Here is an 11,337-nt window from a genome sequence, read left to right as displayed (position 1 = left end):
TCCGCCGCTCCGCGCGCCACAGCTCGTACGCGCCGCGCGGGTCCAGCGCCCCGGCGCTCAGCGTGCGCAGGAAGTGGAACCGCTCGTCGCGCAGCGCCTCGCGCGGCAGCGCCGCGGTGGCGGCCCACGTCTCGGCGCGCTCCTCATCCGCCGCTTCACCACCGGGCCGGTCCTCGGGTGCCGCGCTGCGCAGCCGTACGAAGTACGCCGGGGTGGACAGGAACCGTCCCTCCGCGTGCCCCTCACCGGTCACCCGCAGCAGCACCAGCCCCGTGGCCAGCGGTGTGAGGATCAGCCCGCCGGTCCTGCACTGCGCCACCCACGCCGACGGCACGGACGGCAGCTGGCAGGTCGCCATGATCCGGTCGAACGGCGCCCGCTCCGGGCAGCCCAGCGCGCCGTCCCCGGTGACCACCAGGGGCCGGTACCCGGCCGCCGCCAGATGCTCCCGCGCCGGCCCGGTGATCTCCTCTTCCAGGTCGACCGTGGTGACCCGCTCCTCCCCGAGCCGGTGCGAGAGCAGCGCCGCGTTGTAGCCCGTGCCCGCGCCGATCTCCAGTACCTCGTCACCGTCCTCGATGCGCAGCGCGTCCAGCATGTCCGCCATCAGGGACGGCTGGCTGCTGGAGGAGACCAGCTCCCCATGGCGCACATGCGTGGCCAGCGCGCTGTCGGCGTACGCCCCGCGCAGCCACTCCGTCCGGCGCTCCGGGTCGGGGTGGTCCGCCGAGCGCCGCTCGTACCCGCCGCTCACGCCCACGTAGTACGCCGGCACGAACAGATGCCGGGGCACCTCGGCGAACGCCGCCCGCCAGCGCGGGTCCGTCAGCCCGCCGCCCATCGTGATCAGCCGTACCAGCCCGGCCCGGGCCACCGCGGCCTCGACGGCGTACGGATCGCTCCCTGATTCCGTACCGCTCCCGCTCATATCTCCACTGTGCGTCAAGACCGTGAGGACCTACGTCTCGCGTACTCGGCCGGTACGTCTGAGACCATGGAAGCGTGAACGAAATTCCGCGCGGCACGCTTCAGGAGCAGACCTTCTACGAGCAGGTCGGTGGCGAGGAGACCTTCCGGCGTCTGGTGCACCGCTTCTACCAGGGCGTCGCGGAGGACCCGCTGCTGCGGCCCATGTACCCGGAGGAGGACCTCGGCCCGGCCGAGGAGCGCCTCGCGCTGTTCCTCATGCAGTACTGGGGCGGTCCCCGGACGTACAGCGAGGGCCGCGGCCACCCCCGGCTGCGGATGCGGCACGCCCCCTTCACGGTCGACCGCGCGGCGCACGACGCCTGGCTGCGGCACATGCGGGACGCCGTGGACTCCCTGGAGCTGGCGCCCGAACACGAGACGCAGCTGTGGAACTACCTGACGTACGCGGCCGCTTCGATGGTCAACAGCGAGGGCTGACAGGCGGCGATCCCGCATACGTGAGGAGGGCGGGCGGTCCCAGGACCGCCCGCCCTCCTCACGTATGACGTCGCCGATCAGGCCGGCGTGACCGACAGCCCCTGGAGGCCGCCCGTGCGGACGGCGACCGAGCCGTGCGGCGTCCGCAGCCGGAGCCAGCCGCCCGCCGCGAGCAGCGTGTACGGCTCGGGGAGCGGACCGGCGCCCGTGGCCCCGACCGGGGTGCGTACCGGGCGCAGGAAGCCCAGGGACTGCGCGGCGTGCACGGCGCGCAGCGGGAGGTGCGTGTCGCCGACCGTGCGCGACCAGATCTCCCGGCCGATCCGGTCCCGCTCCGCCCGGGTCCGCTGCTCCGGCGGCAGCGCGCCGTCGCGGGCCCGGAACTCGGCGACCGAGACCGCGAGCATCCGGCCCAGCGCGTCGGGCGCGGGCAGCCCCGGCACCCGGCGCCAGCCGCTCTGCGGCGGCAGCATTCCGGCCCAGGGCGGGCCGGTGACCGCGGCGGGGACGGTGAGCGTGCCGGCCGCCTCGTCGATGCCGTCGAGCAGCTCGCCGGCCGAGACGGTCACGTCCAGCCGTACCGGCTCGGCGAGGCGTGCCGTACGGATGGCCAGTACCTCGAAGGACGGCGGCCGGCCGAAGACGGCGAGCACGCCGCCGTCCTCGGCACCGCCGGCCGGGGCCGCCTGGAGGCGCACCGCCGCCGCGCGGTCGTAATGCAGCAGCCGGGACAGGAAGGCGGCGAGGTCCGCCGCCTCCCCGTCGTCGGCGAGGCGCAGGACCGTCATGCGGCGACGGCCTCCGTCTGCTCGCCCGCGCTGTCGGCGTCGTCCCGGTACTCCTGCAGGAACGCCTTCTCCTCGGCCGTGATGCGCCGCGGGCGGCCCGCTTCGAGGTCGTAGGGCACCACGACGGTCGAGGCGCGCACGTACAGCGTGTCCTCGTCCTTGATCTCGTACTCGATCGTCAGGGACGCTGCGGTGATACGGGTCACCCAGGACTCGATGGTCACCGGCGCGTGCCGGTGGACCAGCGGGCGGACGTAGTCGATCTCGTGGCGGGCCACGACGGACCCGCCGGAGAACGACGGGCTGCCGTCCCCCGGCGCCAGCCGGAACATGAAGTCGATGCGCGCCTCTTCGAGGTAGCGCAGGAAGACCACGTTGTTGACGTGGCCGAACGCATCCATGTCCGCCCAGCGCAGCGGGCAGGAGTAGACGTGTCGCACGCGATCAGCCTCAGCCTCGGGTGAGCTTCTTGTAGGTGGCGCGGTGCGGGCGGGCGGCGTCGGCACCGAGCCGCTCGACCTTGTTCTTCTCGTACGAGTCGAAGTTGCCCTCGAACCAGAACCACTTGGACTCGCCCTCGTACGCCAGGATGTGCGTGGCGACGCGGTCCAGGAACCAGCGGTCGTGGGAGACCACCACGGCGCAGCCCGGGAACTCCAGCAGCGCGTTCTCCAGCGAGGACAGGGTCTCGACGTCGAGGTCGTTGGTCGGCTCGTCGAGGAGGAGCAGGTTGCCGCCCTGCTTCAGGGTCAGCGCGAGGTTCAGGCGGTTGCGCTCACCACCGGAGAGCACGCCGGCCGGCTTCTGCTGGTCCGGGCCCTTGAAGCCGAACGCGGAGACGTACGCGCGGGACGGCATCTCGACCTGGCCCACGTTGATGTAGTCCAGCTCGTCCGACACGACGGCCCACAGGGTCTTCTTGGGGTCGATGTTGGCGCGGTTCTGGTCCACGTACGAGATCTTGACCGTGTCGCCGACCTTGATCGAACCGGAGTCGGCGGACTCCAGGCCCTGGATCATCTTGAACAGCGTGGTCTTGCCGGCACCGTTCGGGCCGATGACGCCCACGATGCCGTTACGGGGCAGGCTGAACGACAGGTCGTCGATCAGGACCTTCTCGCCGAACGCCTTCGAGAGGTTCTCGACCTCGACGACGATGTTGCCCAGGCGCGGGCCCGGCGGGATCTGGATCTCCTCGAAGTCCAGCTTCCGGGTCTTCTCCGCCTCGGCCGCCATCTCCTCGTACCGGCTCAGCCGGGACTTGGACTTGGCCTGCCGGCCCTTGGCGTTGGAGCGGACCCACTCCAGCTCTTCCTTCAGACGCTTCGCACGCTTGGCGTCCTTCTGCCCCTCGACCTTGAGGCGGGCGGCCTTCTTGTCGAGGTAGGTCGAGTAGTTGCCCTCGTACGGGTGGGCGCGGCCGCGGTCCAGCTCCAGAATCCACTCGGCCACGTTGTCGAGGAAGTACCGGTCGTGGGTGACGGCGACGACGGTGCCGGCGTACTGCGCCAGGTGCTGCTCCAGCCACTGCACGGACTCGGCGTCCAGGTGGTTGGTGGGCTCGTCGAGGAGCAGCAGGTCGGGGGCCTCCAGGAGGAGCTTGCAGAGCGCGACGCGGCGCTTCTCACCACCGGAGAGCTTGGTGACACCCCAGTCGCCGGGCGGGCAGCCCAGCGCGTCCATGGCCTGCTCCAGCTGCGTGTCCAGGTCCCATGCGTTGGCGTGGTCGAGGTCCTCCTGGAGCTTGCCCATCTCCTCGAGGAGCGCGTCCGAGTAGTCGGTCGCCATCAGCTCAGCGACCTCGTTGAAGCGCTTGAGCTTGTCGATGACCTCGCGGGCGCCGTCCTGGACGTTCTCCAGGACCGTCTTGGACTCGTCCAGCGGCGGCTCCTGCTGGAGCATGCCGACGCTGTAACCCGGCGAGATGAACGCATCACCGTTGGACGGCTGCTCCAGCCCGGCCATGATCTTCAGAACCGTGGACTTACCGGCTCCGTTGGGGCCCACGACACCGATCTTCGCGCCGGGATACATGCTCAGGGTGACGTCGTCGAGGATCACCTTGTCGCCGTGCGCCTTGCGCGCCTTGCGCATGGTGTAAATGAACTCAGCCAAGAGAAACCGTCCGGCAGTCTGGATCTGGAAGTGGGCAGTACTACCCATCTTGCCGTACGCCCGTCCCCGGAAGGAAACGGGTAACCCCCGAGAGCCACCGGTAGTGAGGGCGCGGGCACGGTGAGTCGGGGTGCGGCCGCCGATCCGCGGACGACGACGGCCCCGGGCGCACGACGCACTCCGGGACCGTCGGTCTATCTCTTACCGCTCGTACTGCTCGCACTGCTTGTACTGCTGCTCGCACTGCGGGTACTGCTCGCTCCCGCCGTACTTACTGCCTTACTTACTGCGTCACACCAGCCTTCTTCTTGCGGAGGAAGAACACCGCCGCACCACCGATCACGACCAGCACGACCGCGGCACCCGCGATCATCGGCGTGGCGCTGCTGGAACCGGTCTCGGCCAGGTCACCGGCCGAGTCGCCGCCCGTGCCACCGGCCGAGGCCGGGCTCGGGTGCGCGGACGGGGCCGGGGACGGGCTGCTGCCGCCACCGCTGCCGGCGGTCTTGCAGTCCAGGACGCCGGAGAACGTCTTCGAGAAGCCGCCCGCACCCTTCACCGTGATCTTGTACGACTGGTCCTCGGCGACCGGCACGGTCACCGTCTCGGACTTGCCGGGCGCGACCTCGTGGTCCTTGCCGGACAGCTGGAAGCCGAACGCCTCGTCACCCTTGTTGCTGACGGTGACATCGACACCACCCTTGGCGCAGTCCTTCTCGGCGGTGACCGCCGGAAGCGCACCCTGCTTCGCCCAGGAGGCCGTGGCCACCGCGGAGACCGTGGACTCGCTGGAGCCCGCGAGTATCTGCGTCTGGCTGCGCGTCTCGGAGGCGAAGGCGCGGCCGACCGGGACGGTCGTCGACGCCTGCACGGTCAGCGAGCTGGAACCGTCCTCCGCACCGGCCGGCACGTCGAAGAACAGCTGCGTGCCGTCGGGCGCGCTGGTGACCGGCTTGCCGGCCTTGTCGACGATCTTGACGCCGGACGGGGCGTCCGCCGCCGGGGCGACCGTCGTGGTCTGGGCGTTCGTATGGACCGTGACCGGCCCGATGCGGCTGCCGGCCTTGCCGGAGACCACGGGCGAGTCGAGCGTCAGGGACGCCGTCGGCTCCGCGAGATCCTGCGCACTCTTCTCGAGGTAGTCCGCCAGCTTCTCCGCCGCGGGGTCGACCGCGTCGACGTCGGCGTGGTCGGAGAAGCGCCAGATCGCGACCTGCGTACCGGCCGCCGCGGTCTTCTCGGTGAGCGCCCCGGAATCGGCCTTGCTCGCGAGCGCGGCCAGGTCGTTCACCTGCGGGTACGAGTGCTGCAGGATCCAGCGGATCTTGCCGGCGTCGTTGTTGTTGTGCAGTGAGGACTGGCTCCAGGGCACTTCCTGGTACTTGGCCTGCTGCTGCGTCGGGTTGTTGATGTCGATGCAGTACGTCTGGAGCGTGCCGCCGTCGTCGACGGTCATCTCGAAGAGCCCGGCACCCACCCCCTTGTCCCGGCCGTGCTCGTGAATGACCGCCTGGTCGAACGTCTTCAGGCCGCCGAGCGTGGCGGACGCACCGCTGTGTGCCGGGGGCGCGTCATCCGCGGCCGCGGGCCCCGCGGTGGCTATCGCACCCGCCGCGACCAGGCCCGAGGCCAGGACCGTGGCGGCAAGGCGGGCCGCACCGCGCCTCTTCACAGAAATCATGAATTTCCCCTCTGGGCGGGGCAGGTCGATTGGGAAGTGGCCCCGCCGGAAAGAACGCAAGAACTCAACAGCCGAACGGAACGATCGCCGAACGGAACGATCAGCCCCCGTGAGTACTCGTGCTGATCGGCCCCCGTGAGTACTCGTGGATCCTAGAGAGCGGGCGCAACAGCGTCCCCGGTCAGGCCATCGGACAAGCGATCCGAATCGCAATCGTTACCGAAGGAAGCCCTGCTGACCTGGGATTATCGACAAATCCCCGGGGGCAATTCAGGACACTGGCACCTTCTCCGACGAATCACTTCCGGCCATGGAACCCTCAATTCCGTTCGTGTGGGCGGCAATCCCGGGCGCGGAATCGCCACTTTCGGTGCCGGAGCACTGAGTTCCGCTCGTGAAATCGCCAGTTTCCGCTAGCGGATCGCGAGTTCGGTCGGACTCACTGGGTCCGACCGTTCCGCCCGCTCCGCCCGTTCCGGCGGTACCGGCGGTACTGGCAGTACCGGCGGAAGAATCGGCCCGCTCGGTCGCGGACGGCCCGGTGCCGGGCGGGGCGGTCGTCCAGAGCGATGTGGTGGCCGCCGCGTCGTCCGGGGCCGGCTGTGGCGAGCCGGCCTGCCCCGGGGCGGACTGTGGCAGCGCGTCCGTACGGGCTCGTGCGGCGCGGCGGAAGGCGGCGGTCCCGCGGGTCAGGTCGTGTCCGATCGTCACGGCATCGACCTCGGCCGCGAACCACCGGCCGCCGCCGCGCTCCGGCGGGTGCTCCCCCTCGCGTACCGTCAACCTCCCTCGTACGACCAGCGGTTCGCCGACCGCCACCGAGGCGGCGAGGTTGTCCGCGAGTGCGCGCCACGCCCGCACGGTGTAGAAACTCGTGGCGCCGTCCGTCCAGCGGCCCTGCTCCCTGTCGAAGCGGCGTGGCGTGCAGGCCATCCGGAACCTCGCCGCTGCCGCGCCGTCCTTTGTATAGCGGTGCTCCACCGCCGTCGCCGCGTTCCCCGTCAGCGTCACCATCGTGTCGGTCATCGTCTTCTCCCCCGTTCCTACTCTTCCTCTTCTTGGTCTCCGTCGGCCCGGTCGTCGATCCCGTCCCCGACCGCGTCTGGAACTCATGCTGCACGAGTTCGCAAAAGCTCGTCGGGGGCTGTGGACAACCGACGGGGCAGGGAGGGGAGGGGCCGGGGATGGGGAAAAGTCGGCCACTCATACGGGTGATCCGCTGGTGGCCCCGCGATCCGCCCGTGGCCTCGCGCTCGGTTCGTGGCCCCGCGATCTCCTCGCGGGGCCTGTCATCCCCTCGCGGAGCCCGCGATCTCCTCGCGGTGCCCGCTCACACCCCCGCCGCCACCGCGTACTGCTCGCGCACCTCCCGGTACCGCAGGAGCTCCGCCGCGACCGGCTCCAGCACCCGGGCCCGGCCGCAGCCGGCAGCCGCCGACCTCAACTCGCGTTCGGCGTCCTGCCCGTACCGTCGCGCGGGGCCGCGTGCCGCCACGCCGCACAGCCAGGACAGTGCGGGCCCGCCGACCGTACCGGCCGTGATCAGCACCAGCGCCGGAAGCCAGCCCGCCCCCCTCGCCGCCCACTCCATCCCGCAGAGCAGGCCCACCATCCACAGCACGCCCAGCGCCTGCAGCCCGACCAGCAGGCCCTGCCCGACCGCCGCCACGGTCCACCACCGCGGTTTCACCGGCGGCCCGCCCCGCAGCGCCTCGTCGGCCGCGTCCGCCGCCCGGTCCAGCGCCTCCGGCAGCCCTTGCGCTCCCTTGTCCGCCGCCTCGCGCACGGCCTGCGCCCACGGCACGGGCAGCCCGCGCGCCGCCTCGCCCGCCACGGCCCGCACCGCCTGCTCCGTCACGGCGCGCGAGGACTGTCCAGGCGGGGCCTGTCCGGGCAAGGTCTGCCCGGGTGAGCTCCGTCCAGTCGAGGTCTGTCCTGACCAGATCCGCCCGGGCGACGCGCCATGTCTCCCGGACCCGCCCGCGTCGGGGCCACGGCCACTCCGCAGCCGTACCCACGGGGTGGCGCAGGCACGGTCCGCATGGCGCAGCCAGTCGCGTTCGGCCGCGCGTCCGGCCGCCGTGGCGCCCACGGCCTCGGCGAGCCGTTCCTCGAAGTCCTCCCGCGCCCGTTCGGTCAGCCCCGCATGCCCCTCCGCCACGTACACGGGTTGCAGGCGTTCCGCCGCGGCGTCCACGTCCGCGGCCAGGCGGCGCCCCGCCGCGCCCTGTTCCGCGACGAACTGCCGGAGCGCGTCCCGCAGTTCGTCCACGCCCTCCCCGGTGGCCGCGGACAGCGCGAGTACCGTGGCGCCCGGCTCGTCGTGTTCGCTGAGCGCCAGCCCGTCCTCGTCGAGCAGCCGCCGCAGATCGTCGACCACCTGGTCGGCGGCGTCACCGGGCAGCCGGTCCACCTGATTGAGCACGACGAAGGTCACCTCGGCGTAGCCCGCCAAGGGGCGCAGGTACCGCTCGTGCAGTACCGCGTCCGCGTACTTCTCCGGGTCCACGACCCAGATGACGGCGTCGACGGCCTTCAGCACTCGGTCCACCTGGGCGCGGTGGCCGGCCGCCGCCGAATCGTGGTCCGGCAGGTCGAGCAGCACGAGACCGCTCAGATCCTCGTCGCCCGCAGGCCCCGGAGCGGGTACGAAGCGCTGCGCTACGGGGATGCGCAGTCGGTGCAGCAGCCCCTCGGCGCCCGCCCGGTCGCCCGGCCACACGCACGCCACGGGCTGTGAGGTGGTCGGGCGACGCGCCGCCACCTCCGAGCACGGCGCTCCGGCGAGCGCGTTGAAGAGCGACGACTTGCCGCTGCCGGTCGCTCCGGCGACCGCCACGACCGTGTGCTCGCCCGACAGCCGGTATCGCTCGTCCGCCGCGTTCAGTACCTGTCCGGCCTCTTCCAGCGTCGGCCCGTCCAGTCGCGTCCGGGACAGCCCGATCAGCTCGCGCAACGCGTCGATCCTGGGCTGCAGTTCGTCCTCCACGGTGCGCCGCCCCCGCGGTACGCCTCCGTAGTCGGCCGCGTCCTCGCACTCACCGCTCACCATGAAAGCCCTCTCCGCACGTACCACTCACATTCCGACGGCAACGCCGCTGCCACGGGCATCCCGACCAGCGCCGTCCCGGCCACCGGCAGTTCCGTCACTGGCATCTCGCCCACCGGCATCTCCGTCACCGCGCCATCGCCCCCTCCGGGGCGGGCCCCGACGCCGGCCCCGGTACCGGCACCCTCCGCAGCGCCGACAGGGCGGCGATCAGCCCGGCCTGCTGCTCAGGGGGCACGGTCAGCTCGTCCAGTGGGGCGAGTCTGCGTTCCCGCTCGCCCGCGAGCGCCCGGTCCAGGTAGGTGTCCAGCAGTGCGCCGCCCCGGTCCCGCAGCCGCAGCGCTCCGTGCGCGCCGAGCAGTTCGGCGAGGTTCTCACCCGCCGTACGTGCCCGGCGGCCGCCGAGCAACATGGTGGCGAGCAGCGCCGCGGCCTCCTCCGGTACGGCGGCCCCCGACCGCTCCGGTCCGCGCGCTTCCCCCGGGACGCCGCGCACCTCGCGCGTCAGCGCCCGTACGCCACCGAACACGCCCCGTACGTCCCCGGACGCCTCCCGCGTCGCGCGTACCTCGCGCACCTCGTCCTCCGCGAGCTCCTCCAGGCAGCGCCGCCAGCGCCGCACAAGAATGCCGAGCCGTCCGGCGGCGGTGCCGGCCTCCCCGTGTGCGGCGATACCGGCTTCCCCGTATGCAGCGCTTCCGGCCTCCCCTGGCGCAGCAATAGCGGCCTCCTCTGGCGCAGCGATACCGACTTCCTGGGAGACCGCGGTACCCGTACCCGTACCCGTACCGGCCGCGCCCGCATCCCCCAGTGGGCCGAGCCCGCCCGCCGCTGGCTCCCGCCGCCACGCCTCGGCCGTCCGCTCGTCCGCCTCCTCCACCGCGCAGCACAAGAGGGAGGTGAGCCCGCGGGTGAGGGCGTCCAGCAGTTCGTCGGGGCGGCCCCCGAGTGCGTGGTCGCGCCAGTGGGCGCGCGCGTCCCCCGAGAGGACCTCGCCGGCGGCCACGCCGCTCCGTACCCGTACGGCCGCCTTCTCGTACGCGTCGTCGACTCGGTCCGCCAGCCGGACCGCGGCGGCGTGCTGGGCGGCGGACGCCCCGGCCAGCGCCGGCAGCCGGCTGCGCAACGAGGCGATCGCCCCGCCCACGGAACGGGCCGCGGCCGCCTCGCGCGCCGCGGGCTCCTCGGCGTGCCGCTCCAGCCAGGCGCGGAGCGCGGCGACCGCGGTGGCGGGCAGCAGGCCGCTGCCACCGCCCGCCGATTCCGGCAGTTCGGGGATGGTGAAGCGCGGCACGTCCCCGAGGCCGGCGCGGTTCAGCAGGGCCGCGTACCGGCCCGCGATGTCGGGCGCGATCTGGTGCGGCACCCGGTCGAGCACGGTGACGAGCGTGACGTCGTACTCCTTGGCGGTGCGCAGCAGGTGCCAGGGCACGGCGTCGGCGTACCGCGCGGCCGTGGTGACCAGCACCCACACGTCCGCCGCGCAGATCAGCTCGGCAGCGAGCTCCCGGTTGCGCGCCACGAGGGAGTCGATGTCCGGAGCGTCCAGGAGGGCGAGCCCCCTGGTGACTCCCCGGTCCGTCTCGATTCGCAACGGCGCGGGCCCGTCGCCCTCGTCATCGCCCTCGTACGCATCCGCGCCCTCTTCGCCCCCGTCCTCGTCCCCGCCCCCGTAAAAGCCACTCCCATAGGCCCCCGCCCCCTCCCCATACGGGTGGCTCCCCCCGCTCCCCTGCTCGGGCATCCACACGCGCACGAGGTCGGGGAGGACGCGGGGCCCGGTGAACCAGTGCCGGTCGTCCGGGTGGCACACCAGCACGGGCGTACGGGTCGTGGGCCGCAGCACGCCCGCCTCGGTGACGTGCCGCCCCACGAGGGAATTGACCAGCGTGGACTTGCCGGCGCCGGTGGACCCGCCGACGACGGCGAGCAGCGGTGCCTGAGGAGCGCGCAAACGGGGCATCACATAGTCGTCGAGGTGAGCGAGCAACTCGGCCCGGTCGCGGCGGGCGCGCGCGACTCCTGGGAGCGGGAGCGGGAAGCGTGCGGCGGCGACGCGGTCACGCAGCACGGAGAGCGCGTCGATGATCCGGGGTCCTACGTCCAAGGTCGCCACATGTGAAGAATGCCCAATTTCGATGGCTTTTTGAAGCGTATACCCCTATGTGCGCGCCGTACGAACCCACGCAAACCGGCACGTGTGACGCGTGGGGCGCCCGCGACAGGAGAGGCTCAGGCATAACGAGTGCACAACACCCGTCCCGTGAGGCGCCAAAACCGATGCAGAATTCGTACCT

9 protein-coding genes are annotated in these 11,337 nt (G+C 72.1%); 1 reads left to right on the top strand and 8 read right to left on the bottom strand.

Annotated features, from left to right (window positions below; genetic code table 11):
- Window positions 1–928 (bottom strand): methyltransferase domain-containing protein (locus ABT381_RS23655; RefSeq protein ID WP_351597765.1); only part of this gene is annotated, 928 nt, incomplete at its 3' end.
- A 74-nt stretch (window positions 929–1,002) separates the two neighbouring features.
- Here ABT381_RS23655 and ABT381_RS23650 point away from each other — a divergent pair.
- Window positions 1,003–1,407: a globin gene (locus tag ABT381_RS23650; protein ID WP_351597762.1), complete on the top strand. Its 405-nt coding sequence runs from the start codon at window positions 1,003–1,005 to the stop codon at window positions 1,405–1,407.
- A gap of 77 nt (window positions 1,408–1,484) precedes the next feature.
- Here the strand turns inward: ABT381_RS23650 and ABT381_RS23645 are convergent, their stop codons facing one another.
- The 7 genes from ABT381_RS23645 to ABT381_RS23615 all read right to left on the bottom strand — a co-directional run bounded on the left by ABT381_RS23645 (window position 1,485) and on the right by ABT381_RS23615 (window position 11,147).
- Window positions 1,485–2,195 (bottom strand): DUF8010 domain-containing protein, encoded by a 711-nt coding sequence (locus tag ABT381_RS23645; RefSeq protein ID WP_351597759.1) that lies wholly within the window; start codon window positions 2,193–2,195, stop codon window positions 1,485–1,487.
- Window positions 2,192–2,635 (bottom strand): acyl-CoA thioesterase, encoded by a 444-nt coding sequence (locus tag ABT381_RS23640; protein ID WP_351597757.1) that lies wholly within the window; start codon window positions 2,633–2,635, stop codon window positions 2,192–2,194. Before ABT381_RS23640 ends, ABT381_RS23645 begins: the two co-directional genes overlap by 4 nt.
- Window positions 2,636–2,645: 10 nt before the next feature.
- Complete coding sequence (gene ettA / locus ABT381_RS23635) at window positions 2,646–4,310, bottom strand: energy-dependent translational throttle protein EttA (protein WP_351597755.1); 1,665 nt, start codon at window positions 4,308–4,310, stop codon at window positions 2,646–2,648.
- A gap of 283 nt (window positions 4,311–4,593) precedes the next feature.
- Window positions 4,594–5,991, bottom strand: coding sequence for a Cys-Gln thioester bond-forming surface protein (locus ABT381_RS23630; RefSeq protein WP_351597752.1), 1,398 nt, complete (start codon window positions 5,989–5,991; stop codon window positions 4,594–4,596).
- 270 nt (window positions 5,992–6,261) lie between these two features.
- Window positions 6,262–7,017: a single-stranded DNA-binding protein gene (locus ABT381_RS23625; protein ID WP_351597749.1), complete on the bottom strand. Its 756-nt coding sequence runs from the start codon at window positions 7,015–7,017 to the stop codon at window positions 6,262–6,264.
- A gap of 304 nt (window positions 7,018–7,321) precedes the next feature.
- A complete protein-coding gene (locus ABT381_RS23620) occupies window positions 7,322–9,043 on the bottom strand; it encodes a GTPase family protein (protein WP_351597746.1) in 1,722 nt (573 codons plus the stop codon).
- 124 nt (window positions 9,044–9,167) lie between these two features.
- Complete coding sequence (locus ABT381_RS23615) at window positions 9,168–11,147, bottom strand: GTPase domain-containing protein (protein WP_351597743.1); 1,980 nt, start codon at window positions 11,145–11,147, stop codon at window positions 9,168–9,170.
- Window positions 11,148–11,337: the final 190 nt, after the last annotated feature.

The organism is Streptomyces sp. NPDC000151 (assembly GCF_040301705.1).
GTDB lineage: Bacteria > Actinomycetota > Actinomycetes > Streptomycetales > Streptomycetaceae > Streptomyces.
Note: the sequence above shows the minus strand (reverse complement) of the source record. Positions and strands in the feature narration are given on the sequence as shown.

Coding starts and splice junctions, on each gene's coding strand:
- ABT381_RS23620 (WP_351597746.1), bottom strand. CDS start 9,043: ATGGTGAGCGGTGAGTGCGAGGACGCGGCCGACTACGGAGGCGTACCG.
- ABT381_RS23630 (WP_351597752.1), bottom strand. CDS start 5,991: ATGATTTCTGTGAAGAGGCGCGGTGCGGCCCGCCTTGCCGCCACGGTC.
- ABT381_RS23625 (WP_351597749.1), bottom strand. CDS start 7,017: ATGACCGACACGATGGTGACGCTGACGGGGAACGCGGCGACGGCGGTG.
- ABT381_RS23645 (WP_351597759.1), bottom strand. CDS start 2,195: ATGACGGTCCTGCGCCTCGCCGACGACGGGGAGGCGGCGGACCTCGCC.